The following is a 25,958-nucleotide window of genomic DNA, read 5'->3' as shown; positions in this document are numbered from 1 at the left end:
GGAGGGCGGGGGAGCCACATCTCCGCTGAATTCTGTACTGGTTATCGGGGGCGACGAATGAATATGCCGCTGTTTTCACTATCATTCCTTGCGGTTCATTTTGAGAACCGGCAAACGATTCTGATAGTTCACCCAAAACCTTTCATAGCTTTTATGGCGTCGTTTGAACGATGACAAGTGCGAATATCATTTGACATTCGCATCGCAATTTCGCCGAAAGCTGAGTATAGGCCCTTTTCAAGGTCGAAATACGGCTGGAAATCCTTCCTTAACTGTAGTTTTGTACGAGTGTTTTAATGGGTATTCGGGCGAGATGGTGCAGGGGCAAACGTGCCGGTATCGCAATTATTGATACCAGTCATTCAATGATGTTCTTGATTGTGGCAGCCGATGCATTTTCGAAGCGCTGAAAACGCTATGACACGATTGGCGAGTTTGCGATGCCTTCTGGCATTGTTTGCTCTCTTGTCGATTTTGCTGTTGCAGGCTGTATCTGTTTCCGCTGCCGATCGCGTGACGTCTCCATTATCAGCACTGACTTTCCGGATGGCCGGCGACGATCTGCGAACGCGCATTGTTGTCATGTTCGATCAGGAGCCAAAGCTGTCGACCCTGCTTCTGGATAATCCACATCGTCTGGTTGTCGACCTGCCTGAGACGCGGTTTGGTTTTGATGAAAAAAGTCTCGAAGCCCGAGGACTGGTATCCCGAGTTCGTTACGGGCTGGTGGGCAAGGGTCGTTCACGCCTCATCCTGACATTACGCGGTCCGTTCAAGGTCGAGGATCTCCGTGTTCTGAAAAATGACAGCGCATCGGGCTATCGCCTTGTGGCCGATATCGTTGCGACTTCGGATCGCGAGTTTGCAGATCAGCTCAAGGGGCGCGAGGAAATAACAAGTTCCACGGATCGCAGTGAAAAGCCTGTTCAAGCCGCATCCCAGAGCACGCCCGCCACGCGTCCGTTTACCGTTATGATCGATCCCGGTCACGGCGGTATCGATAGCGGTGCGGAAAGCCTGAGCGGCATCAAGGAAAAAGACCTGACCCTCGCTTTCGGACAGGAGCTCAGAGATCGTCTGGCGCAGGACAAGAATATCAAAGTTCTGATGACGCGTGATGACGACACTTATCTGCGACTTTCAGAACGGGTGCGGATTGCGCGCCAGCACGAAGCGGATTTGTTCATTTCCATCCATGCCGATACGATCAATCAGCATGATATTCGCGGTGCGACGGTCTACACAATTTCCGACAAGGCATCGGACTCCGTTGCGCGCGCCATGGCTGAGCGTGAGAACAAGTCTGACACCCTTGCAGGTGCGGCACCTGAGGAGCAGCCCGAGGTCACCGACATTCTTCTCGATCTGACGAGACGCGAAACGCATACATTCTCGCTGAGCTTTGCCGAGAAGGTGATTCATTCGCTGCAAGGACAAGTGAATCTCATCAATAATCCGCATCGCTTTGCCGGTTTTCAGGTGCTGCGTGCGCCGGATGTGCCGTCCGTCTTGATCGAAATCGGATATTTGTCCAATGCCGAGGACGAAAAACTGATCAGCAATCCTGAATGGCGCAAGAAGCTTGCAGAGCGGCTGGCGATTGCGATCAGGGCTTTTGAAGCATTGAAGCATCCGGCAAGCGTGAGCAAAGGGTAGGGACCTGAAAAGTGGAGATGTCCCACTTGGAGTTACATGCACTTCAGCTTATAAGATGCATGCTTGCAACAGTTTTGTGGATTTTCGTCGTGCGGACGAAAGTGACCGCGTTAAATTGGTAAAAACACGTAAACCATCTTGCCTTTGACTCATTTGCTGGTCACTAAGCCAGTAGTTGCCATACGGCATAATTGGGTTAAAGGGTTGGCTGTTCGTGCTTTGACCCTTATCATGTGAATAATCTGAAGGCAGGATTCCGCATTTATGGTAAGGCTTATCGGATATTTCTTCGGGATCGGAACGGTGCTGATGCTCCTCGTGGCAGGTGGCGTCGCCCTTTACGTCGGAAGTCTCACGAAGGATTTGCCAGATTACGAGGTGCTCGCAAAATACGAGCCGCCCGTCATGACGCGTGTTCACGCCTCGGACGGTAGTCTGATGTCGGAATTCGCGCGCGAGCGCCGTCTTTATATTCCTATTCAGGCCGTGCCGAACCGTGTGAAGGCCGCTTTCGTTTCGGCTGAAGACAAAACCTTCTACGAACATCATGGTCTCGATTTTGCGGGTCTCGCCCGTGCCATGATAACGAACGTCAAGAATATGGGCTCTGGTCGCCGTCCGGTTGGTGCATCCACGATCACGCAGCAGGTTGCGAAGAACTTTCTTCTGACGTCCAAGCAGACCTATGATCGCAAGATCAAGGAAGCCATCCTGGCGATGCGCATCGAGCAGGCCTACTCGAAGGACCGCATTCTCGAGCTCTATCTCAACGAAATCTTCTTCGGTCTTGGTTCCTACGGTATTGCCAGCGCGGCTTTGACCTATTTCGACAAATCGGTCGGTGAACTTTCCATTGCAGAGAGCGCTTATCTCGCAGCCCTGCCGAAAGGTCCGAACAATTACCATCCTTTCCGCCAGCCCGAGCGCGCTATCGAGCGCCGCAACTGGGTGATCGACCGGATGAGCGAAAACGGCTACATCACCGCCGAAGAAGCGACGGAAGCCAAGAAGCAGCCACTCGGTGTGAAGGAACGTTCAGACGCCCATTATGTGTTCGCGTCGGAATATTTCACTGAGGAAGTGCGCCGTCAGATCATCCAGAAATACGGTGTCGATGCGCTTTACGAAGGCGGTCTTTCTGTTCGCACCACGCTGAACCCGACCTTGCAGGTCGAGGCTCGCAAGTCCTTGCAGGCGGCATTGCTTCGTTATGATGAGGCGCGTGGCTGGCGCGGCCCCATGAAGAATGTCGAGCTCGGCAATGACTGGGGTACGGCCTTCGGTGACATGCAGTCCTACGCGGACGTGCCGGAATGGCAGCTTGCGATCGTCCTCAATGTTTCTGCCGCTGGCGCAGATATTGGTCTGCAGCCGCCGCTTGAGGCATCAGGCTCGCGCAGCAAGGAGCGCAAGCGCGCATTCATCGCCGCTGACGATATGAAGTGGGCCATGCGTGTCGTAAATATCGGTGGCAAGCGCACCAGCGCCAAGTCGCCGGAAGGCGTTCTGAAGGCGGGTGACATTGTCTATGTCTCCAAGGAAGGTGATTCCCGTTTCCGTCTCCAGCAGCCGCCGAAGCTTGAAGGTGCGCTCGTTGCCATGGACCCGCATACCGGCCGTGTTCTGGCCATGGTTGGCGGTTTCTCCTATGCGGAATCGGAATTCAACCGCGCAACACAGGCCTATCGCCAGCCCGGTTCGTCATTTAAGCCGTTCGTTTATGCTGCGGCTCTCGACAATGGCTATACGCCTGCTTCCGTTGTTCTGGACGGTCCGCTGGAAGTCAATCAGGGTGGTACGCTCGGCGTCTGGGCGCCGAAGAATTATTCCGGCAAGTTCTCCGGTCCTTCTACGCTGCGCTATGGTATCGAACAGTCGCGTAACGTCATGACTGTGCGTCTTGCACAGGACATGGGCATGAAACTTGTAGCCGAATATGCCGAACGCTTCGGTATCTACGACAAGATGCTGCCGGTTCTTTCGATGGCGCTTGGTGCTGGCGAAACGACGGTTCTGCGCATGGTGACCGCATATTCCATCATTGCGAATGGCGGCCAGAGCATAACGCCGTCGATGATCGACCGCATTCAGGATCGCTACGGCAAGACGGTCTTCAAGCACGATGCCCGCCAGTGCGAGGGCTGCAATGCACAGGATTGGGCAAATCAGGATGAGCCGACACTGATCGACAATCGCGATCAGGTACTTGATCCGATGACCGCCTATCAGATCACGTCGATGATGGAAGGCGTCGTTCAGCGCGGTACAGCGCAGATCTTGAAGAGCCTCGACCGTCCGATGGCTGGCAAGACCGGTACGACAAACGACGAAAAGGATGCGTGGTTCGTCGGCTTCACGCCCGATCTCGTAGTTGGCGTCTTCATGGGTTACGATACGCCGACGCCGCTCGGTCGCGGCAATACCGGTGGTGGTCTGGCAGCGCCTGTGTTCAAGTCGTTCATGGAACAGGCTCTGGTCGGGACGCCGAAAGTCGATTTCCGCGTACCTGAAGGCATGACGGTCATCGCTATCAACCGCAAAACCGGCATGCGCGCCAATCAGGGCGATCCGAATGTGATCATGGAAGCGTTCAAACCGGGGACGGGTCCATCGGACAGCTATTCGGTTATCGGCATGGATTCCTTCCGCGAAGGTTCTCCGGTTGCACCACAGTCGCCGCAGGCAACACGTGCGATCAACTCGGGATCTGGCGGACTTTACTGACCGGGAAAGCAGGGCTTTGCCCTTTACACCGCGCCGCGTGCTGACTATGGTCCGCGGCGCTTGGGCTATTCGTCCATGCCCGAAAGTCTGGGCCTCGTAACGACCGGTTCAGCTTCTCAAATAAATAGAATGATAATGAAGGAACGATTTGCCCATGCGCGCGGAAATCGAGACGCTGGTTGACGAAATCCAGCAGGCCATAAGCCTGCTGAGGAGGCATCTTTGACTGGGATCAGGCGATAAAACGTCTCGGCTATCTCAATCAGAGAGCCGAAGATCCCACGCTTTGGAATGATGCTCAGGAAGCCCAAAAGCTGATGCGCGAGCGCCAGCAGCTGGAAGATAGCATCAATGGCATCAACCATCTGAAGCAGACGCTGAACGACAGCATCGAACTTATCGCCATGGGCGAAGAAGAGGACGACAAGTCGATCATTCAGGATGCGGAAAACACCATCCGCGAACTGAAGCAAGAGATCGACCGTCGCCAGATCGATATGCTGTTGTCGGGCGAAGCCGACGCGAACGACACCTATGTCGAAGTGCATGCCGGTGCCGGTGGTACGGAAAGCCAGGACTGGGCGTCGATGCTCCTGCGCATGTATACGCGCTGGGCCGAGCGCAACGGCCGCAAGGTCGAAGTGATGGAAGTGCACGAAGGCGAAGAAGCGGGCATCAAGTCCGCGACCATTCTCGTCAAGGGGCACAATTCATACGGCATGATGAAGACCGAATCGGGCGTCCATCGCCTGGTGCGAATTTCGCCCTACGATTCCAACGCCCGCCGTCATACGTCCTTTGCCAGCATCTGGGTTTATCCTGTCATCGATGACAATATCGATGTGCAGGTTACGGAGGCGGATGTTCGCATCGATACCTATCGCGCTTCGGGCGCGGGCGGCCAGCACGTCAACACCACCGATTCGGCAGTGCGTATCACACATATTGCGACCGGAATCGTGGTGCAGTGTCAGGCGGAGCGCTCACAGCACAAGAACCGCGAAAAGGCATGGTCGATGCTGCGCGCTCGCCTCTATGAAGAGGAACTGAAAAAGCGCGAAGCAGCGACGGATGCGGCGAATGCCACCAAGACCGAAATCGGTTGGGGACACCAGATTCGCTCCTACGTCCTGCAGCCTTATCAGCTCGTCAAGGATCTGCGTACCGGCGTTGAAAGCACCAACCCCCAGGAAGTGCTGGATGGCTCCGTTACGCCGTTCATGGAAGCCGCACTTGCCCACCGTATTCAGGGTGGCGGCGAAATGATCGACGATATCGACTGATCATTCGCAAACATGCGTGCAGAAAACGAAACCCGGCCTTTGGCCGGGTTTTCTCGTTTCAGAGGCTCAGAGCAATGGTTCTATCTGTTTGCCTGCCTTGAGGAAATTGACCGGATTGATCGCCCGACCGTTTTCGCGGACTTCATAGTGCAGATGACTGCCGGTGGAACGTCCGGAACTTCCTGCCTCGCCGACAACCGCTCCGGTGGCAACCTGTTGACCGTCGCGTACCAGAACGCGGCTCAGATGGGCAAAACGGGTTGAGAATCCATTACCATGATCGATTTCGACCATATTGCCATACCCGCCAAAGCGACCTGCCTTTACAACCTTGCCCGCTGCGGTGGACTTCACCGTCTGACCGTATGCCGCGCGAAAGTCGATACCGGAATGGAACGCAGCCGTACCTAGAAATGGATCGCGGCGCACGCCAAACAGGCTGGTAACGGGCTTGCCCGGAGCCGGATTGGCCAAGGGCAGGGCGCTTACACGTTTGCGTACCTGATCAAGCCGATCAAGCGCGCTGTCGAGATTGCGCAATTGCATGTCGAAATCATTGACCACCATACCGGGCGACGAAACCGGGATAAGCGGCCCGCCCATTGCAACAGCCGCATTGGCAGGCGTTTCGATACGCAGCCCGGCGGCGTTCAAAGTATCGAGGATGCTGTCGGCCTTTTCATAGGCGGCGTCAGCCAGCACTCTCACCTTGCCATTCTGCTCGCTTTCGATGCGATGAAGGTTCTGGGTGATCGTGGCCAATATCTTGTCGGAAGTCTCAAGTGTCGATTCACCCGAAAGTCCGCCAGAAAGACGCAGTCCTATGGAGCCGGCATCGGCGCGGCGATCAGGCTTTCCTGCAGGTGCCTTTCCTGGAACGGGACCGGTAATGATCGGGTCGATACCTGGAAACTCGCGTCCTGCCAGCGCTTCATCGGGGATAAGCTGGCTATGCTGCTCCTGATCAGGCACGCCTTCCGTCGGCATTTCCGGCATTGGCTGCAATTGCGAAGCTCGTTCCAGCAGAGGTGCGAGTTTTCCGTCGCGCGCATTCAGCGTTTGCTGGCGCTGCATCAGTTCGGCGACCTTGTTCTCCATCACCTGCTGATCGAGCATTTGACGGCTGGTGATGCGATCAACCTCGGTGCGAAGGGCTGAAATGCGGTCCTCATAGAGCTGCTGGTTGCGGGCATGGCGCGCAATACCGGCGCTCATCAGGTCGTCGCGAAGCACCAGATAGGCAGTTGCTCCCAGATATCCGGCCGAAAGCGCCAGAAAAGCAGCACCTCCAAGAGCGGCCATCCATGGACGAAATGTGAAATGGCTGATCTTTTCGCCGCGCGCAATAATCAGGACAGGCGGTTCCTTGCGCTCTCCGAACACCTTTTTCGTCGATGTTTTTGCCTGCTTCCCAGTCATGCCAGCCGCATGCCCCTTCTCGATTCCCTTGTTTGATTACAACTTATTAGGGTTAACAGACCTTTACATTCGAGGCTTGCGCGGGCCATGCGAGCAGTTTTGTTTTTACTGAAGAGTTTAAGGAAACGACTAGATGGATACTGGTGATAAAGAGCGGTAGAAAGACGGCGTCAGCCCAGCTTCGGCACGTGCCAGTTCATTGAACGGTGGTTTGAGTTCGCCACGGAAATTGGCGCGAACCAGTTCGCGAAATCGCGCTGCCGGATCGATTTTGTTTCGGGCGCAGAAGAAACGAAACCATTTAGCGCCAACAGCGACATGGGTTTTCTCGTCATTGTAGATGACGTCAAGAATTGCTGCAGTCTCATGGTCGCCGGTTTCGATCATCTTCTCAAGCAGAGATGGCGTGACATCGAGCCCGCGTGCCTCGAGTATGAGCGGCACGACAGCGAGACGGGCCTCCAGATCGTTGCGGGTCTGGTGAGCAGACTGCCAAAGCCCATCGTGGGCAGGCATGTCGCCATAGTCTGCGCCAAGCGACTTGAGACGATCACGCAGCAGCGTGAAATGCCGCGCTTCGTCGTCGGCGACTTTCATCCAGCCATCGAAGAAACTGCGCGGTATTGGTTTGGCCGCAAAACGGGCAACGATGTCGAGCGCAAGATCTATGGCGTTCAGTTCGATATGGGCGAGCGCGTGCATCAGCGCAATGCGCCCGTGTTCCGTGTTGAGCGACCGCTTTTTCAACATGCGGGGAGGCACGAGTTCCGGCTTTTCAGGGCGTCCGGGACGCTCAGGCAAAGGCGGATCGAGGGGGCTGCGAACCGACAGCGTGCGACCGAACCAGCGAGCAGCGGTCTCTCGCGTCAGCCTGACCTTTTCGTCGAGATCGCCGGCGGATATGGCGCGGATGGCATTACCGCGCAGTGTCTGTTCGTATGATGGCTTGCTTGTCATCGCTCAAAGCGCGCGTGCGGCGTCCAGAACCGCCTCGGCATGGCCGTCGACTTTGACCTTGTTCCAGACTTGAGCGATGCGTCCTTCTGCATCGATCAGGAATGTCGTGCGTTCCACGCCCATATATTTGCGGCCATACATGCTTTTTTCAACCCACACGCCATAGGCTTCGAGCGCTACACGATCTTCATCGGCAGCAAGGTCGACGGTCAGATCGTGCTTCTTGCGAAATTTTGCATGTTTCGTCGCGCTATCGGGAGAAAGACCGATGACGCGAACGCCGATCTTGTCGAACTCCGGCTTCAACAGCGAGAAAGCAATCGCTTCCTTGGTGCAGCCGGACGTGTCGTCTTTCGGATAGAAGTAGATGACAACCGGCTTGCCTTTGAGAGACGACAGGGAGATTTCGCCATTATCCGAAGGCAGAGTGAAATCGGGTGCCGGATCGCCAACTTGGGGATGAGCCATATCTGCGCCTTTCTTTTATGGATTAGGATGGAAACCACCTGTTACAGTCTGAGCTATCGCATTCAGGCAGGGCTTGTGCAACCATTGATGCTGGCGTCACCGCGATGTCGGTTGAAAGGCGCAAGGCTGCCTATGCATGTATGCGATGCGGACAGGAAGCAATTATAAAACAGATAATTACGATCACTTAATGAAGTAAACTCTGAAGGATCGTATGGAATGGCACTCTTTTTCTGGCTGGGTTGTTGACAGAGAAACCGCAGAAGATCCGCTTCAGCAAGCGGGACATGAAAAGAATCGAGCGTCTCGCCGCTGACGGCGAGGGTGGCTTTTTGCCCGGCCCGGCCCGTCCGAGCCGTTCTTTTTTATCGCGCTGTTCCCATGCGATTTTGTCGATCTGTATCCTTCTGGTTCTCATAGTCGGTGCCGGTTTTGTCATCCTTCGCAGCGGTGTCGATAGCAATCTTCTGCGTGACGAAGCACAGAAAAGCCTGATGCATATTCTCGGTGAAGGTGCGTCCGCCTCCATCGGGAGTGCGGCGCTATCGCTGGATCAGGATAGTCACGTTGCGCTCGAAGCCCGTGACGTATCGATCGCTGATCCGAAGCAGGGCGTCGAAATCAGCGGAATCAAATCTGTGCGCCTGGGGCTGGCGCCGTTGCCGCTTTTGACCGGCAAGGTACGTGTTGCTCAGCTCGAGGTGGATGGCGTTTCCTTTGAAATGCCAGAAACGAAAGGTCCGGGATTCTGGAAGTCCTTGCCTTACGACGAACATGGCATTGTCGATTTCGATGCGGTTTCGGGTGAGCTTTTCGCCGCCATGCGCCGCAGTCTGGAGCTTTTGCGTGCGCAAGACACGCATGTCATAGGCATTTTCAACAGCACCGTTGCATTCAAGGTTGGCGATGAACAGCAGGTTCTGGATATCGAGCAGGCCCGTCTCATCGAAAATGGTGGGAAGATCGACATCGCCGGCAGCGTCATCTGGAAAGGCAAGAAAATTGCACTGGATGGCAAGATCGACCGGCATGCAGGTGACAACAGTCTGGCCGGCTTCGAGCTGAATGTCCGCGATATTCCCGTTGCATTGGGTTCCCCGCCAGAAGTTTCTCCCGTCATAAATGGCAATCGTGTCAATCCGGCCCATTTCGAACTGGAAGCATCGGCACGCTTGTCCTTGACAGGATCGGCTGCCGATGGCGATCGGCCGGAACGTCTTGCAACAGAACTCGCTGTCGACGGCATAGATATGCAGCTCGGCAAGGTTGAAGACGTGCGTGGTGGTATTCGCCTTAATCTTGAACATACGGTAGGAAGCCGCAAGATCGAGATCAAGTCGTCCCGGCTGCAGCTTGGCGGGATGCAGGCACAGTTCAATGGGGCATTTGGTCCGGAACCGGAAGCTGAAAACAATACGGGCGGTCCGACATATCGCTTCGAGGTTCTGACCACTTCGGCGACGAGTATGCCATCGGAATCGACCGATCCGCCGCTATCCTTCGCAACACGGATAGCTGGGCGCTATATGGCCGACCAGCAACGCATCCAGTTTGCCAATCTCGACGTACAGACGGAAACCGGGCAACTCTTTGGCCAGGGAAGCATGGGCTTCGGTGCCGGTTCGCCGGAGATGATCTTCCTGCTGCGCATTCCTCAAATGCCGGTTGCAGACGCCAAGCACCTATGGCCCATCGATGTTGCGGATGGTGCACGCGAATGGGTGCTTAAAAACCTCTTTGGCGGAACTCTCAAAGACAGCCGCATCGATATTTCGCTGGCAGGTGGTCGTTTTAACGGGCCCGGCCTTCCTCCACCGCTGACGGGCGATGAAATCAAAGCTGATTTCAAGGTTTTCGATACACGTTTTGATGTCGTTGGAGAACTGCCGCCCGTGCGCGATGCCGATGGTGAGATATCGGTTCGTGGCGCCTATACGACCATCAAGCTTTTGAAAGGCGTGGCCTACACGCCAAACAACCGTAAAGTTGATGTGTCTGACGGCACGCTCATCATTCCATGGGGGCCACAACGGCCGGTTATCGCGGAACTGGATCTCGGTGTTTCCGGTGAGGCATCGGCAATCGCTGAAATTGCCGGAAACAAGCCTATCGACGTTTTGAAGAATGTGCCGTTTCTGCCCGGCGACGTGACCGGTGATGTGAAGTCGCGCGTCAAGGTGAACTTTGCCGTTTCCAAGGATCCGCCGCCCGGCACGCTTCGCTGGAACGCTGACATTGGCTTCACCGGTCTCGACATTTCGAAGCCGATAGCCGGATCGTCCGTCAGTGATGCGACAGGCAGTATCAAAGTAGATCAGTCGGCGGCCATTATTACTGCCGATGCAAAACTGGATGGTGTTCCTGCAAAAATCAGCATGGTCGAGCCCGTCAATCGCTCGGGACCGGTCAAGCGCGAGCAGAAGGTCAAGCTGGATATCGACGACAAGACCCGTGACGCAGTCTTTCCCGGTTTGAATTCCATCTTCTCCGGCCCCATGTCTGTTGATCTTGGCATGGATGATGGCGGCAAGCGCCATGTTTCAGCTGATCTCGGCAAGACGCAGATCGATCTGCCATGGCTCGGATGGCGCAAAGGGGCAGGCATACCGGCGAAGGCAACCTTCGATCTGGTCCAGAGCGCGGACGACAAGAGCAAGATGGACATCAATAATCTTGTCTTCTCTGGCGATGCCTTTGGAGCGAAGGGGGATCTTTCCATTGCGAAAGGCGATTTTCAATCGGCGAATTTCAGCGAGATACGCCTGAACCGAAACGATAATCTTGCAGTCAAAGCGGCCAAAAGCGGGGGCGGCTATCGGGTTAATGTGCGTGGTTCGCAGTTCGACGCGCGGGCCCTGATCAAGCAGGTTTCCGACCTTGGCGAGAAGGGCAGCGGCGGCGGTAAAAGCAATAATCCGCGCGTGGTCGTGAGCGCTCAGATCGATGCAGTCAGCGGCTTTAACGGTGAAGCTTTAAGCAATGTCGCTGTCTCCTACGAGAGCGCGGGCAGCAAAGTATCGGGCGTATCGGTCAATGCTGTAACGTCGTCTGGCGAATCCTTTGTGGCAACGAACAATGATCAGGGCGATGCGCGCTCCATTTCGCTGCAATCCAATGATGCAGGAGCGGTTCTTCGTTTCTTCGATTTCTACGACAAAATGCGCGGTGGCAAAATCACGGTTGGTCTCGCCGCACAGGGCAACGGTCCGTTGCGTGGTCAGATCGATGCGCGCAATTTTGCGATCATCAACGAACCGCGTCTTGCGAAAATCGTTTCCAGTTCGCCATCGAGCGGCGGCACAAGTCTCAATCAGGCAGTAAAACGGGATATCGACGTTTCGCGCGTTGATATCGAGCGCGGTTTTTCGTTGATTGAGAAGGGCAACGGTTATCTGAACCTGTCCAAGGGTGTCGTTCGCGGTCCGACCGTCGGCACGACCTTCCAGGGAACGCTCTATGACAAGCAGGGCAATATGTCGATCACCGGCACATTCATGCCCGCCTATGGTGTCAATCGGCTGTTCGGCGAGCTACCCATCTTTGGTGCGCTGCTCGGAAATGGTCGCGATCGCGGCTTGATCGGAATCACTTACAAGCTTACTGGCAGCGCCAAGCAGCCGCAGGTGATCGTCAATCCGATCTCCGTCATCGCGCCGGGCATATTCCGCTCAATCTTTGAGTTTTGATAAAAAAAACCGGGCGCGAGGCCCGGCTTTTCTTGGTTCAGTTGTCGCCCGTTTTATGCAGGGCGGATCAGTACATGGCGTTTCTTGCCAAGAGACAGCTTGATAACGCCCTGATCGTTCAGTGCACCAGCATCTACGGTCATGCGAGGATCGCTGACTGGTTCGTCATTGATACGTACGGCGCCACCTTCAACGTGACGGCGGGCTTCGCCATTAGTCGTGCAGAGTTCGGCCAGAACCATCAGCGCCAAAACCCCGATGCCGCTGTTCAGCGTTGCCTTGTGAACGCCGACTGTCGGAAGATTTTCCGACAGTTCGCCATCCTCAAAAGTCTTGCGGGCTGTTTCTGCGGATTCATCGGCCGCATCACGACCATGAAGCATGGCCGTTACTTCCGTCGCGAGGATTTTCTTCGCTTCGTTGATTTCGACGCCTTCGAGCGCTGCCAGCTTGGCGATTTCGTCCAGCGGAAGCGTCGTGTAGAGCTTCAGGAAGCGCTCGACATCGGCGTCCTCCGTGTTGCGCCAGTACTGCCAGAAATCATAGGCGCTCAGCATTTCAGCGTTCAGCCAGATTGCGCCGCCAAGCGATTTGCCCATCTTCTGGCCCGATGCTGTCGTCAGCAGTGGCGAGGTGAGGGCATAAAGCTGCGGGGTTCCCATACGGTGACCGAGATCGATACCGTTGATGATATTGCCCCACTGATCTGAACCGCCCATCTGCAGACGCAGATCGTAGCGTTTGCTCAGTTCCACGAAATCGTAGGCCTGAAGGATCATGTAGTTGAATTCGAGGAATGACAGCGACTGCTCGCGATCGAGGCGCGTCTTCACCGAATCGAACGAAAGCATGCGATTGACCGAGAAATGACGGCCCACATCGCGCAGGAATTCCAGGTAATTGATGTTGCGCAGCCAGTCGGCATTATTGACCATCAGGGCATCGGTGGCGCTGTCACCAAAGGTGAGGTAGTTGGCGAAGACGCGCTTGATGCCGGCAATGTTCTCGGCAATCGTATCTTCGGTCATCAGCTTGCGGGCTTCGTCCTTGAAGGACGGATCGCCGACCATGCCGGTGCCGCCGCCCATCAGCGCAACAGGCTTGTGCCCGGTCTGCTGGAGCCAGTGCAGCATCATGATCTGGATCAGACCGCCCGCATGAAGGCTTGGAGCCGTAGGATCGAAGCCGATATAGGCCGTCACGGTTTCCTTGGCCAACAATTCGTCGAGGCCACTTTCATCGGATATTTGATGAATGAAGCCACGCTCGGAAAGCGTGCGAAGAAAATCGGATTTGAAACCGGACATTCCTTTTCCCTGACTGATAAGGCGAAGTTGAAACTGGTCACAAGCGGCTGCTTGCATCCCTGTGATATGTCCGCCTTTAGCACCAATCAACCGCCAATAACAAGGAAACTCCCGAATTGATGGGTTGCGAACCAGTAATTTGGCTTCATTGCTCGTTGAGCGCATCCCCGAAAAGTGTGAAACGGTTTTCGGATAAGATGCGCGTCAGAAAACAGTTGGAGCGCAGATCTGATTCAATCAGATCGAAACGCGCTCTAGTGTTGTGCCGTGTTCGAAAACAGATTGAGCACAATGACACCGGCAATGATCAATCCCATGCCGAGCACTGCCGCGAGGTCGAGCTTCTGGCCGAACACCAGCCAGCCGATCAGGGCCACGAGCGTGACGCCGATCCCGGACCAGACCGCATAGGCAATCCCGACAGGAATGCTCTTCAAGGTCATGGAAAGAAAATAGAAAGCCAGACCGTAAGCGACGACAACGATCAAGGACGGCCCAAGCCGTGTGAAGCCTTCTGATGCCTTGAGGCTAAGCGTTCCGATGACTTCGGACACTATGGCGATAGCAAGAATGGCATAAACCGGCATGTCACGCTCATGAGATGGATTTGAGAAAACGAATCATTGGATCGCGATGGTAGCATCGCATAAAAAATCCGGCGGGAGACCCGCCGGATGAGACGCTGCAAATCTGGAAAACGACAGCTGAATTTCTTGTAAGCTTAACGCAAGCGCTTCGGACGTGCTTCGACCAGTTCGCCTGCAAGGCGGCGATCCAGATACTCGGCGCAATCCTCGATGAGCTCGTCACCCTGACCGGTGAAGAAGTGGTTCGCCCCCGGAATCGTCGTCTGGGTGATCGTGATACCCTTCTGGGTTTTCAGCTTGTCGACCAGAGCCTGCACATCCTTTGGCGGCGCCACCTTGTCCTGGTCGCCATGGATGATGAGACCCGACGAAGGGCAGGGGGCGAGGAAGGCGAAATCATATGTATTCGGCTGCGGTGCAACCGAAATGAAGCCTTCGATTTCCGGACGGCGCATCAGGAGCTGCATGCCGATCCATGAACCGAACGAGTAACCGGCGACCCAGCACGTCTTGGAATCCGGATGCAGCGCCTGCACCCAGTCGAGTGCGCTTGCAGCGTCCGAAAGCTCGCCCGCACCATGATCGAATTCGCCCTGACTGCGGCCAATGCCACGGAAATTGAAGCGCAACGTGGTGAAGCCGCGCTGCTGGAACATGTAGAAGAGGTCGTAGACGATCTTGTTGTTCATCGTTCCGCCGAACTGCGGATGTGGATGAAGGATAAGCGCGATTGGAGCATTTTTTTCTTTGGAAGGCTGATAGCGACCTTCGAGGCGTCCGGCAGGGCCGTTGAAAATGACTTCTGGCATGTGTACTCCGCTCGTAACGGGAAGACCGGACTGGGGCGGCGAAACTTGACGTCGTTGGACGCCGCTTCTAGAACCGGTTGGAAATTTCGACAGACTGAAAGCGAGTTTCAGTTCCTATGGGGGCTTAATAGGCTTTTCTTGATTGAAAATTCAAGAAAATTGCGCTTTCAGAATTTTGTTTAGGAGATAGGTACGGTGAACGGGAGCGGCAAGAGGCTCTATCTGGATTATAATGCCAGTGCTCCGTTGCTTGATGAAGCACGCGAAGCGGTTATCAATGCGCTCGGCATTACCGGCAATCCATCTTCCGTGCATCGTGAAGGCCGCGCCGCGCGTGCGCTCGTCGAAGCGGCGCGCCGCAGCGTTGCAGCGCTCGTCAATGCCAGACCAGACCATGTTTTCTTTACGTCGGGAGCAACGGAAGCCGCGTCGACGCTGCTGACACCCAACTATATGATGGGACGTTCGCCGGTCCGTCTGTCACATCTTTACGTGAGTGATACGGAACACCCTTGCATGTTGTCCGGAGGGCAGTTTGCAGCGCAGGACGTCACCGTTCTACCGGTTGATGGAAATGGCATCGTAGATATCGATGCCTTGAAAGCAGTCCTTGCCGGTCACGACAAAAGCCGGGGGCTGCCACTTGTATCGATACAAGCCGCCAACAATGAAACCGGCATCATCCAGCCGATTGCGGAAATTGCCGCTATCGTGAAGGCCACAGGCGGCATTTATGTCGTCGACGCAGTCCAGGCGGCAGGACGCATTAAATTAGATATTTCAGATAATTGTGGTGATTATCTCATAATTTCCTCGCACAAGATTGGCGGCCCGAAAGGCGTCGGCGCGATTATCGCCATTTCCGACCTCATGATGCCGCGCGCGCTTGTTCGCGGCGGCGGTCAGGAAAAGGGGCATAGAGCGGGAACGGAAGCTCTGCCGCTGATCGCAGGTTTCGGTGCTGCGGCAGATACTGCTAAGACACGACTGGACGGCGAGGGCTGGTGCCCGGCGATGCGGGACAGGCTGGAGGCCGGGTTGGAGGCGATCGCCCCGGATGCGGTGATCTATGGCAAATCGGTCGGCAGATTGCCGAACACGACCTTCTTTTCCCTTGAGGAGCAAAAGGCGGAAACCGTACAGATAGCTTTTGATCTCGGCGGGATTGCGCTTTCGGCAGGCTCGGCCTGCTCGTCAGGGAAAGTAGGTCCCAGCCATGTGCTGTCGGCCATGGGACATGGAGACAGCCTCGGGGCGATCCGCGTGTCACTCGAACCAACGGCCACACCTGATCAGGTCGATGCGTTTCTCGACGTGTTCCGCAAAATTATCGAGCGTCGCGCCAAGAAGGCGTGATTGTGATTCAAAAATCGAGGCCGAGCTTCTGCTTTGCAGCGGCGATATAGCTCTCGTAGCGCGTTTTAAATTCTTCCCGCTTGGCGATATCGGCGGCGATATCGTCGGAAGCGCTGGCATTTGAAATGTTGAACTTGTCGTGGGCGTCCTGAAAAAACTTCAGCTGATTGATGGTGCGGCCTTCGTCGTTCACCTGTTGTTCGAGAAACTTTACATAGTCCTGCAGATTTTGGGTGTTCATTATGGTCTCCCTTTCCTTTGGCTATCTATGTTCCTACATGCACAAGGCAAGGGCGGGCATGATTCTGATAGGCTGCCCGGAAATTCCAATTCTTCAAAGAAAATCAAGGCGTCAAAGCCGGGATGTGTCGTCTGCGATCGCCGTTTCATCGGACTGTTTCATTAAGTTGATCGTTTTAATCGGCATTTTTAGGGGCAAATTTGAACCCGGTGCTTGAAATTCAGTTTAGAGAGGTTTTAAAGAAGGGCCACGCACACTATATTGAGGCGGTATTGTTCAAGACATATCACCTTGACGTTTGCAACTGTCGGGCCTTGACCCCGACGAGGATGGAGAACGCCAATGCCTGCAGTGCAGGAGACCATTGATCAGGTCCGCGGCCTTGACGTGGACCAGTACAAGTATGGCTTCGAGACGACGATCGAAGCCGAGAAGGCCCCCAAGGGCCTGAACGAAGATATCATTCGCTTCATTTCCGCCAAGAAGAACGAGCCGGAATGGATGCTGGAATGGCGTCTGAAGGCCTATGAACGCTGGCTCACCATGGAAGAGCCGACATGGGCTCGCGTCGATTATCCGAAGATCGATTTCCAGGACGCATATTATTATGCGGCGCCGAAAAACCAGTCCGGCCCGAAGTCGCTCGATGAAGTTGATCCGGAGCTGTTGAAGACCTACGAAAAGCTTGGCATTCCGCTGCGCGAGCAGGAAATCCTTGCTGGCGTTCGCAAGCAGGGCGAGCCGAGCGAAATCGATGGCAATCCTTCCGACAATGTCTATGCGTCCGGTCGCGTTGCTGTTGATGCCGTGTTCGACAGTGTGTCGGTGGTTACGACCTTCAAGGAAGAACTCGCCAAAGCTGGCGTAATCTTCTGTTCGATTTCGGAAGCGATCCGCGAACATCCCGAACTGGTGCAGAAGTATCTGGCTTCTGTGGTTCCTGTTTCGGACAACTATTACGCGACGCTGAATTCGGCTGTCTTCACGGATGGTTCGTTTGTTTACGTTCCGAAGGGCGTTCGCTGCCCGATGGAACTTTCGACCTATTTCCGCATCAACGAGAAGAACACCGGCCAGTTCGAACGTACGCTCATCATCGCTGATGAAGGCGCGTATGTTTCCTATCTGGAAGGTTGCACCGCACCGCAGCGCGATGAAAATCAGCTGCACGCGGCTGTCGTTGAGCTGATTGCGATGGAAAACGCCGAAATCAAATATTCGACGGTCCAGAACTGGTTCCCTGGCGACAAGGACGGCAAGGGCGGCATCTACAACTTCGTTACGAAGCGTGGCGATTGCCGTGGCGATAACTCCAAGATTTCGTGGACGCAGGTTGAAACCGGCTCTGCGATCACGTGGAAATACCCGTCCTGCATTCTGCGTGGCGATAATTCGCGCGGCGAGTTCTATTCAATCGCTGTTTCGAATGGCCATCAGCAGATCGACTCGGGCACCAAGATGCTGCACCTCGGCAAAAATACGTCGAGCCGCATCATTTCGAAGGGTATTTCGGCCGGTAAGTCGAACAACACCTATCGCGGACAGGTTTCTGCCCATCGCAAGGCCGAAAATGCCCGTAACTTTACCCAGTGCGACTCGCTCCTGATCGGTAACGATTGTGGCGCGCATACGGTGCCGTATATCGAGGCGAAAAACGCCACGGCGCAGTTCGAACACGAGGCAACCACCTCCAAGATTTCGGAAGACCAGCTGTTCTATGTGATGCAGCGCGGCATTCCGGAAGAGGAGGCAATCGCTCTCATCGTCAATGGCTTCGTGAAGGAAGTCATTCAGGAACTGCCGATGGAATTCGCCGTCGAAGCCCAGAAGCTTATCGGCATCTCGCTTGAAGGTAGTGTCGGTTAACCGATCGCCTCTTTCCCAGTGATTTTTCTGGCCAGCCTTTTCCTGGCATTAGAACAAGGTTTACATTCATGCTTGAGATCAAGAACCTCCATGCAAAGATCGCCGACACGGATACCGAGATCATCCGTGGCCTGAACCTCACCGTGAACAAGGGTGAAGTTGCTGCGATCATGGGTCCGAACGGTTCGGGCAAGTCCACGCTTTCCTATATCCTCGCCGGTCGCGAAGACTATGAAGTGACGGAAGGCGACATTCTCTACAACGGCGAGTCGATCCTCGAACTCGACCCGGCTGAACGCGCCGCCAAGGGCATCTTCCTCGCATTCCAGTATCCGATGGAAATTCCGGGCGTTGCCACGATGGAGTTCCTGAAGGTTGCGATGAACAGCCAGCGCAAGGCGCGTGGCGAGCCGGAACTGAAGATCCCGGAATTCATCAAGCGCGTGAAGGACGCTGCTGGCAAGCTCAGCATCGACATGGACATGCTGAAGCGTCCGCTGAATGTCGGCTTTTCTGGCGGTGAGAAGAAGCGTGCTGAAATTCTTCAGATGCAACTTCTGGAGCCGAGCCTCTGCGTCCTCGACGAAACCGACTCCGGCCTCGACATCGACGCGCTGAAGATCGTTTCGGAAGGCGTGAATGCCCTGCGTTCGCCGGACCGCGCCGTGATCGTCATCACGCACTACCAGCGTCTGCTCGAACACATCGTTCCGGATAGCGTGCACGTGCTTTACAAGGGCCAGGTCATCAAGTCCGGTGACAAGAACCTTGCGCTGCACCTTGAAGAAAATGGTTATGCCGACGTAATCGGCGAAGCTGCCTGAGGAGGGATGGATCATGAATATCCAGACCGCCCCGGCTACCAAGCCGCGAACGCCCGCTGAAAGCGCGCTGATCGACAGTTTTGCCGACCGCATGGGCGACCTGCCGGGTAATGGCGATGTTGTCGTTGCACGTGATGCGGCGCTTGAAACGCTCAAGGAGAACGGCATTCCGTCCCGCCGCGTCGAAAGCTGGCATTACACGGATTTCCGTACGCTTCTCAAGGGTGTGGCGCCATTCGATGCCGCTGCCGGAACACAGGCATTGCCTGCGCTCATCGCCGGTTCGTCCATCGCTGCCACAAGCAATGGCGTGGCTCTTGCCGCGAAAGCGCCTGAAGGTGTGTCGCTGACCCCGGTTCGCGAGGCGTTGGCCGACGGCTCGCTCGTCACCCAGCTTCGGTCGCGCGGCTTCGACGATACGATCGGCCAGATCAACGCTGCCTATGTCAGCGATGGCTGGATGGTTTCCATCGCCGATGACACCGAACTGGAAGCGCCATTGGAGCTTCAGAACATCCAGAAGGCCGGACAGGGACACACTCGTTTTCCTGTCCGCATTGGTGCAAATGTCAAGGGCACCATCGTGGAACGCCAGAATGGCGGCGAAGGCGATGCCTTCTCCACCTCTGTCAACCATGTGACCGTTGGCGACGGCGCTGAAATCCTTTGGATCATCCTGCGTGATTTCGGTCAGGCAACGCAGCTTTCGCAGTTCAATGCGACGATTGGCAAGGGCTCCAAGCTCACGCTCTATATCGTCAATGCGGGCGGCAAGCTGGTTCGTCAGGAAGTGCACGTCAATGTGACGGGTGAGGATTCCGACTTCGAGCTTCGCGGTCTCAATCTTCTGGCTGACGACACGCACACCGATGTCACCATGACGGTCGGCCATCTGGTGGAAAACACGCGTTCGACCCAGATCATTCGCAACGTGGTCAAGGACCGTGCGCGTGGCGTTTTCCAGGGCATGATCCGCGTTGCGCAGATCGCCCAGAAGACCGATGCCCGCATGGCGTGCAATACGCTGCTGCTTTCTGATGATGGCGAGTTCGATGCCAAGCCTGAACTCGAAATCTTTGCCGATGACGTGGCGTGTGGCCATGGTGCGACGGTTGCCGAATTGTCGAGGGACTATCTGTTTTATCTGATGGCACGCGGCATACCCGAAAACGAGGCACGTGGCCTGCTGATCAAGGCGTTCATCGCCGAGATTATCGAAGAGCTGGAAGACGAAACGCTGGTTGAGGCACTGGAAGAAGTGCTGTCCAACTGGCTCGCCACCCACGCCTGATTGATTGAGGCAGAGTGTGCAGGTGCACGCTCTGCCTTTTCCTGCCGAAACGGCAAGAGGAACGATCATGGACCAGAAGAATCCGCTTGTAGCGCGCTATGACGTCGAGGCGATCCGTCGCGACTTTCCGATCCTTTCGAGAGAAGTGCACGGCAAGCCGCTGATCTATCTCGACAATGGCGCATCGGCGCAAAAGCCTCAGAGCGTCATTGACGCTGTAACGCACGCCTATTCCAACGAATATGCCAATGTTCATCGCGGCCTGCATTTCTTGTCGAATGCGGCAACGGATGCCTATGAAAAGTCGCGTGAGACGGTACGGCGCTTTCTGAACGCCGGTTCTGTGGACGAAATTGTCTTTACGAAGAACGCGACCGAAGCGATCAACACGGTCGCCTATGGTTATGGCATGCCGAATATCGGCGAAGGTGATGAAATCCTTCTGTCGATCATGGAGCATCACTCCAATATTGTGCCATGGCATTTCATTCGTGAAAGACAGGGCGCAAAGCTGGTCTTCACGCCGGTGGACGATGAAGGCATCTTCCATATCGAAGAATTCGAAAAGCGTCTGACGGAGCGAACCAAGCTCGTCGCCATCACGCATATGTCGAATGCGCTTGGAACGGTGACGCCGATCAAGAAGATCGTCGAGCTTGCCCATGCGCGTGGTATTCCGGTTCTGGTCGATGGCAGCCAGGGCGCTGTGCACCTGCCTGTCGACGTGCAGGATCTCGGCTGCGACTGGTATGTCTTTACCGGCCACAAGGTTTACGGACCATCCGGCATAGGCGTCCTTTATGGCCGTTCGGAAATGCTTGAGAAGATGCGTCCCTTCCAGGGCGGCGGCGAAATGATTGAGGAAGTGACGGAAGAAAACGTCACCTATAACCATCCGCCGCACCGTTTCGAAGCCGGCACGCCGCCGATCGTTCAGGCTATCGGTCTTGGTGCGGCGCTTGAATATATGGAAAAGATCGGTCGTCATGCGATCCTCGCCCATGAGGAGGATCTGCGCGATTATGCTCATGAGCAGCTCGGCCGGATCAACTCGTTGCGCATTTTCGGCAATGCGCCGGACAAGGGAGCCATCATCTCGTTTGCGCTGGAGGGAATTCATGCGCACGACGTTTCGATGGTGATCGATCGGGCAGGGGTTGCGGTCCGTGCCGGAACACATTGCGCGCAGCCGCTCTTGAAACGCTTCGGCGTTACCTCTACATGCCGTGCATCCTTCGCCCTGTATAATACCCGTGCTGAAGTGGATGCATTGGCGGAAGCCTTGGAAAAGGCAAGGAAGTTTTTCGGATGACCGATATGGAACAGAAAGTTCAGGACAAAGCCGATACCGCGCCTGTCGAGGGCGGAGAAAAGGCCGAAGGCAATTCGGTGTTTTCCGCTTCTGCCATCCCGCAGGAAGACCTCCTGCGTATGACGGACGACATCATCGCGGCCTTGAAGACGGTTTATGATCCTGAGATCCCGGCGGATATCTACGAGCTTGGCCTCGTTTACAAGATTGACATCGAAGATGATCGCACCGTGAAAATCGAAATGACTCTAACTGCTCCCGGCTGCCCTGTGGCAGGCGAGATGCCGGGCTGGGTTGAGAACGCAGTCAGCGCCGTTGAGGGTGTTTCCATGGTGGAGGTCACGATGACATTCGATCCACCTTGGACGCCGGACCGTATGTCCGAAGAGGCCCAGGTGGCTGTCGGCTGGTACTGAAATCTGATCGAAGCAAACAAAATGCGGCTCTTGAGCCGCATTTTTATTTCGTGAACACCTAGACGAAAATTTTATCATTCATCTTCCATTCAATCGCCAGCGCCTATTTTCAATGAGGCGGGAGTGCTGACTATGGAGGATGTAACGATGTCAGTCAGAAGCAGCCTAACTGCTCTTCTCGTTTTCGGTGGTGTCATGTCTTTTTCGGTGCCGTCGTTCGCTTTGCCAATGCCACAACCCACGAATACGCATGATGCCGGTAGTCTTGCGGAGCAGGTCGGGTGGCGGTGTGGGCCTGGCTGGCACATGAATCGCTATGGACGCTGTGTTCCCAATCGGGCCAGAGCACGTTGCGCCCGTGGCTGGCACTTGAACAGAAATGGCGTTTGTGTGCGAAACCGCCCTGTCCAGAAGGTCTGCGCTCGCGGATATTATCTGACACCGCGTGGCTATTGCGTACGCAACTGGTAGTGTGCGTTTTCCTCCCGAAATCGAGACGCGACTTCGGGAGGAGGGCCCGGTGGATCAAGACGGATCTAATTGCGCCCGAAGGCAATATCGCCGCTGCCATTGCCGAAAATTTGTACATGGCACCTATCCATTTTTAGTTTCGCACCCGCCGTCGAAATGAACGAATTGGATCGATGCCGGTTCCCGTTCCGGCGGTCAACTCTCCTAACACGCTGAACATCCTGTGATTATGCCCATGTCGATCCGACCGTCGGTCAAAACGATCTAGTATTTATAGGAAGACATTATCGTGATGCGGGGGACGCTGATCCCAATTGGCCAACTGGCAGAACTGAATCTGGAAACCTGCATAGAGCGTCTTGAAACTGAAAATAGTGATGTGTGCGATCAAAATGATGCGCATCGAATCTACATTGCAGAATAAAACTGATTTGAGGTCGCAGGTGACAATAAAAAATATCAACTAACTTATGTAATTGTAATCACTGCATAAAAGCCAATTCAAAGGCGATGTGCTGGTGCCCCCAGAGAGACTCGAACTCCCGACCCCCTGATTACAAATCAGGTGCTCTACCAACTGAGCTATAAGGGCACTTGCGCCCGATTAGCACAAATGCAGCGCGTGTAAAACGAAAATTCATCGCTGGCAGGTCATGGCAACCGGGTTTTTCATGTGATAGCCAATAGCGGGTTGGGGAAACAGTGGCAAACTTGTCAGGGTTGGCCAGATTCGGGACTGTAAATATGGAAGATAAATCGCTCGCGCTGCATTTTCTGTCGTCGGGAACCGAAGAATCACTTGTCGCCCAAAAAGAACTCGTTGCCCGCTACGGTCATGTGGCTGCTGAAGATGCCGATATCATCGTTGCGCTTGGCGGCGATGGAACCATGCTTCAGGCGCTTCGCGATTTCATGAACAGCGGTACGCCGATCTATGGCATGAATCGCGGCTCTGTCGGCTTCCTGATGAACGAATTCAGCGTGGATGACCTGCCGGAGCGTATTCTGGCCGCGCAGATGGAAACCATTCGCCCGCTTGTCATGGTCGCCGAAACAGAATCCGGACAATCATTCGAGGCCTTGGCGATCAACGAAGTTTCCCTTTTCCGTCAGTCCTATCAGGCTGCGAAGATTCGGATAACGATCGACGGCAAGGTGCGTCTGGATGAACTCGTCTGCGATGGTGTGATGGTCGCGACGCCTGCAGGTTCCACCGCCTACAATCTTTCAGCACAAGGTCCCATTCTGCCACTTGAAGCGCCACTTCTGGCGCTCACCCCGGTGAGTCCCTTCCGTCCGCGCCGTTGGGGTGGGGCGCTATTGCCGAAGCACGTAACCGTTCGCATGGATTTGTTGGAAACCGAAAAACGCCCGGTCAATGCGGTCGCGGACAATAATGAGGTCAAATCGGTCAGGGCTGTTACCGTGCGGGAAGCACCGAACAGCCAGGTGGCCATCCTCTTTGATCGAAATCATTCCTGGGACGAGCGCATCTTGACAGAACAGTTCAGGCATTAGGTTCAGCGTATAAGTGGCGCGTAATTCAGCTACGCAAATGCTCTTTGGCTTTTGATAATTTGAGTAAATTTGTTCAAGTTCCGCATTGATTTCGATTGTCGCAACACAATTGAAGCAATTTGATATCTTTCGATGGTATTTTGGTTGACTTTTGCACGCTGTGGACGTACGCGATGCTGCAAGAAAACGCATATTGCGTTGCAGACGCCTTATTCTGCCTTCGTTCCTGCGCCCGATGACGCGGCTGCAATGACAGGATGGGTGGAAATCATTTCCAAACCAAGAGAGCTGCGCCTCCATTGACGACATTTGCCGAACTCGGTCTTTCCCCGAAAGTGCTCGCTGCTGTAGAAGCGGCGGGATATTCTGCGCCCACACCCATTCAGGCAGGAGCCATTCCTCCAGCCCTTGAACGCAAGGATGTTCTCGGTATCGCGCAGACGGGAACCGGAAAGACCGCGTCTTTCGTGCTTCCGATGCTCACGCTACTGGAAAAGGGTCGGGCGCGGGCGCGCATGCCGCGTACGCTCATTCTGGAGCCGACCCGCGAACTCGCAGCGCAGGTCGAGGAGAACTTCACCAAATACGGCGTCAATCATCGGCTGAACGTGGCCCTTCTGATTGGCGGCGTGTCGTTCGATGAACAGGAGCGTAAGCTGGAACGCGGTGCCGATGTTCTCATCGCGACACCCGGTCGCCTGCTCGATCATTTCGAGCGTGGCAAGCTGCTCCTGACCGGTGTTGAAATTCTCGTCATCGATGAAGCAGACCGTATGCTCGATATGGGCTTCATTCCGGACATCGAACGCATCTGCAAGCTCATTCCGTTTACGCGTCAGACCCTGTTCTTCTCGGCCACCATGCCGCCGGAAATCACCAAGCTGACCGAACAGTTCCTGCATTCGCCAACGCGCGTTGAAGTTGCAAAGGCTTCGTCTACGGCCAAAACCGTGACCCAACGCCTGGTGAAATCCAGCAAGAAGGATTGGGACAAGCGCGCGGTTCTGCGCGATCTCGTCCGTGCGGAAGGCGATACGCTCAAGAACGCGATCATCTTCTGTAATCGCAAGAAAGACGTATCCGAACTGTTCCGCTCGCTGACGCGGCACGAGTTCAACGCTGGTGCCTTGCATGGCGATATGGATCAGCGCGCGCGCATGACCATGTTGGCGAACTTCAAGGAAGGCAAACTGCAGCTGCTGGTGGCTTCCGATGTTGCCGCGCGCGGTCTCGACATTCCCGATGTGAGCCACGTTTTCAATTTCGACGTTCCGATTCACTCGGAAGACTATGTTCACCGCATCGGCCGTACCGGTCGCGCGGGGCGTTCTGGCAAGGCATTCACTATTGTGACGCCTTCCGATACAAAATATCTTGCAGCCATCGAAAATATGATCGGCGAGAAGATCGAATGGCTCGATGGTGATCTGTCCACCCTGCCAGCCTCTGATGAGGCAGACGATCCGCGCAAGAGCAAGAATGCACGCGGCAAAGGCAAGGATGCCAAGGGCAAGGACAAGCCGAAAGACAAGGCAAAGGCGAAGCCTGCCGAAGTTCTCGATCCTGCCGAACAGCCGCAACCAGTCATCGAAGCCAGCGAGCGCCGTGATGCGATCCGCGCTTCCAATGACGAGCGCCGCGGCAAGCCGCAGCACGAACAGAAACGCCGTCGTGATCGTGACGATGACGGCCCGACGCCTGTTGGTTTCGGCAATGACATTCCGGCCTTCATGCTGATTCCGACTGGAATCTGACCGAAGCAGTAAA

At 55.2% G+C, this 25,958-nt stretch carries 21 protein-coding genes and 1 tRNA gene; 14 read left to right on the top strand and 8 right to left on the bottom strand.

Features of this window, described 5'->3' with window-relative positions:
* The first annotated feature begins 390 nt into the window (after positions 1 to 390).
* The 3 genes from OANT_RS11765 (at position 391) to prfB (ending at position 5,663) form a co-directional block, all read left to right on the top strand.
* A complete protein-coding gene (locus OANT_RS11765) occupies positions 391 to 1,656 on the top strand; it encodes an N-acetylmuramoyl-L-alanine amidase (protein WP_012092142.1) in 1,266 nt (421 codons plus the stop codon).
* 264 nt (positions 1,657 to 1,920) lie between these two features.
* Positions 1,921 to 4,380, top strand: a complete 2,460-nt coding sequence (locus OANT_RS11760; RefSeq protein ID WP_010661272.1) for a penicillin-binding protein 1A — start codon at positions 1,921 to 1,923, stop codon at positions 4,378 to 4,380.
* A 154-nt stretch (positions 4,381 to 4,534) separates the two neighbouring features.
* Positions 4,535 to 5,663, top strand: a protein-coding gene (gene prfB, locus OANT_RS11755) for a peptide chain release factor 2 (RefSeq protein ID WP_105529024.1) whose coding sequence is annotated in 2 segments (ribosomal slippage) — positions 4,535 to 4,603 and positions 4,605 to 5,663 — 1,128 coding nt in all. Because the reading frame shifts where the segments join, the coding sequence is not laid out codon by codon here.
* Positions 5,664 to 5,729: 66 nt separating this feature from the next.
* Here prfB and OANT_RS11750 read toward each other — a convergent pair.
* The 3 genes from OANT_RS11750 to bcp form a co-directional block, all read right to left on the bottom strand.
* Positions 5,730 to 7,082, bottom strand: a complete 1,353-nt coding sequence (locus tag OANT_RS11750; RefSeq protein WP_012092140.1) for a M23 family metallopeptidase — start codon at positions 7,080 to 7,082, stop codon at positions 5,730 to 5,732.
* A gap of 129 nt (positions 7,083 to 7,211) precedes the next feature.
* Complete coding sequence (locus OANT_RS11745) at positions 7,212 to 8,039, bottom strand: ferritin-like domain-containing protein (RefSeq protein ID WP_012092139.1); 828 nt, start codon at positions 8,037 to 8,039, stop codon at positions 7,212 to 7,214.
* A gap of 3 nt (positions 8,040 to 8,042) precedes the next feature.
* Positions 8,043 to 8,507 (bottom strand): thioredoxin-dependent thiol peroxidase, encoded by a 465-nt coding sequence (bcp, locus tag OANT_RS11740; RefSeq protein WP_012092138.1) that lies wholly within the window; start codon positions 8,505 to 8,507, stop codon positions 8,043 to 8,045.
* 287 nt (positions 8,508 to 8,794) lie between these two features.
* On the opposite strand from bcp, the gene OANT_RS11735 reads away from it, so the two are divergent.
* Positions 8,795 to 12,193 carry an RNA-binding protein gene (locus OANT_RS11735; protein WP_012092137.1) on the top strand — a complete coding sequence of 1,133 codons (3,399 nt, stop codon included), beginning with the start codon at positions 8,795 to 8,797 and terminating at the stop codon, positions 12,191 to 12,193.
* A 53-nt stretch (positions 12,194 to 12,246) separates the two neighbouring features.
* Here the strand turns inward: OANT_RS11735 and tyrS are convergent, their stop codons facing one another.
* The 3 genes from tyrS to OANT_RS11720 all read right to left on the bottom strand — a co-directional run bounded on the left by tyrS (position 12,247) and on the right by OANT_RS11720 (position 14,896).
* Positions 12,247 to 13,500: a tyrosine--tRNA ligase gene (gene tyrS / locus OANT_RS11730; RefSeq protein WP_012092136.1), complete on the bottom strand. Its 1,254-nt coding sequence runs from the start codon at positions 13,498 to 13,500 to the stop codon at positions 12,247 to 12,249.
* Positions 13,501 to 13,754: 254 nt separating this feature from the next.
* The gene (locus OANT_RS11725; protein WP_010661279.1) at positions 13,755 to 14,087 is read right to left on the bottom strand and encodes a DMT family transporter; all 333 of its coding nucleotides are present in this window, start codon (positions 14,085 to 14,087) and stop codon (positions 13,755 to 13,757) included.
* A gap of 134 nt (positions 14,088 to 14,221) precedes the next feature.
* Positions 14,222 to 14,896, bottom strand: coding sequence for an alpha/beta hydrolase (locus tag OANT_RS11720; RefSeq protein ID WP_010661280.1), 675 nt, complete (start codon positions 14,894 to 14,896; stop codon positions 14,222 to 14,224).
* 195 nt (positions 14,897 to 15,091) lie between these two features.
* Here OANT_RS11720 and OANT_RS11715 point away from each other — a divergent pair, with 195 nt between their 5' ends.
* Positions 15,092 to 16,252 (top strand): cysteine desulfurase family protein, encoded by a 1,161-nt coding sequence (locus tag OANT_RS11715; protein WP_012092135.1) that lies wholly within the window; start codon positions 15,092 to 15,094, stop codon positions 16,250 to 16,252.
* 7 nt (positions 16,253 to 16,259) lie between these two features.
* Here OANT_RS11715 and OANT_RS11710 read toward each other — a convergent pair whose 3' ends face one another.
* On the bottom strand, positions 16,260 to 16,493 hold the full coding sequence (locus tag OANT_RS11710; protein ID WP_012092134.1) for a hypothetical protein: 234 nt from the start codon (positions 16,491 to 16,493) through the stop codon (positions 16,260 to 16,262).
* Between the two features lie 342 nt (positions 16,494 to 16,835).
* Between OANT_RS11710 and sufB the strand changes: the two genes are divergently transcribed.
* The 7 genes from sufB (at position 16,836) to OANT_RS27145 (ending at position 23,097) form a co-directional block, all read left to right on the top strand.
* Complete coding sequence (gene sufB, locus OANT_RS11705) at positions 16,836 to 18,359, top strand: Fe-S cluster assembly protein SufB (RefSeq protein WP_012092133.1); 1,524 nt, start codon at positions 16,836 to 16,838, stop codon at positions 18,357 to 18,359.
* 68 nt (positions 18,360 to 18,427) lie between these two features.
* On the top strand, positions 18,428 to 19,183 hold the full coding sequence (gene sufC / locus OANT_RS11700) for a Fe-S cluster assembly ATPase SufC (RefSeq protein ID WP_012092132.1): 756 nt from the start codon (positions 18,428 to 18,430) through the stop codon (positions 19,181 to 19,183).
* Positions 19,184 to 19,196: 13 nt separating this feature from the next.
* On the top strand, positions 19,197 to 20,474 hold the full coding sequence (gene sufD, locus OANT_RS11695; RefSeq protein ID WP_012092131.1) for a Fe-S cluster assembly protein SufD: 1,278 nt from the start codon (positions 19,197 to 19,199) through the stop codon (positions 20,472 to 20,474).
* Positions 20,475 to 20,541: 67 nt separating this feature from the next.
* Positions 20,542 to 21,786 (top strand): cysteine desulfurase, encoded by a 1,245-nt coding sequence (locus OANT_RS11690; RefSeq protein ID WP_012092130.1) that lies wholly within the window; start codon positions 20,542 to 20,544, stop codon positions 21,784 to 21,786.
* Positions 21,783 to 22,202, top strand: coding sequence for an SUF system Fe-S cluster assembly protein (locus OANT_RS11685; protein WP_010661287.1), 420 nt, complete (start codon positions 21,783 to 21,785; stop codon positions 22,200 to 22,202). Before OANT_RS11690 ends, OANT_RS11685 begins: the two co-directional genes overlap by 4 nt.
* Positions 22,203 to 22,334: 132 nt before the next feature.
* On the top strand, positions 22,335 to 22,673 hold the full coding sequence (locus tag OANT_RS27425; RefSeq protein WP_373366445.1) for a GCG_CRPN prefix-to-repeats domain-containing protein: 339 nt from the start codon (positions 22,335 to 22,337) through the stop codon (positions 22,671 to 22,673).
* A 289-nt stretch (positions 22,674 to 22,962) separates the two neighbouring features.
* Positions 22,963 to 23,097 carry a hypothetical protein gene (locus OANT_RS27145; RefSeq protein WP_255412136.1) on the top strand — a complete coding sequence of 45 codons (135 nt, stop codon included), beginning with the start codon at positions 22,963 to 22,965 and terminating at the stop codon, positions 23,095 to 23,097.
* Between the two features lie 92 nt (positions 23,098 to 23,189).
* Here OANT_RS27145 and OANT_RS11680 read toward each other — a convergent pair.
* Positions 23,190 to 23,265 (bottom strand) — tRNA-Thr (locus OANT_RS11680).
* Positions 23,266 to 23,417: 152 nt separating this feature from the next.
* Here OANT_RS11680 and OANT_RS11675 point away from each other — a divergent pair.
* Together OANT_RS11675 and OANT_RS11670 are read left to right on the top strand one after the other, a co-directional pair.
* Positions 23,418 to 24,191 carry an NAD kinase gene (locus OANT_RS11675; protein WP_012092129.1) on the top strand — a complete coding sequence of 258 codons (774 nt, stop codon included), beginning with the start codon at positions 23,418 to 23,420 and terminating at the stop codon, positions 24,189 to 24,191.
* Between the two features lie 299 nt (positions 24,192 to 24,490).
* Positions 24,491 to 25,945, top strand: a complete 1,455-nt coding sequence (locus OANT_RS11670) for a DEAD/DEAH box helicase (RefSeq protein WP_040129327.1) — start codon at positions 24,491 to 24,493, stop codon at positions 25,943 to 25,945.
* The last annotated feature ends 13 nt before the right edge of the window (positions 25,946 to 25,958 follow it).

It is taken from the genome of Brucella anthropi ATCC 49188, assembly GCF_000017405.1.
Taxonomy (GTDB): domain Bacteria; phylum Pseudomonadota; class Alphaproteobacteria; order Rhizobiales; family Rhizobiaceae; genus Brucella; species Brucella anthropi.
This window is presented reverse-complemented; position numbering and strand designations above follow the sequence as displayed.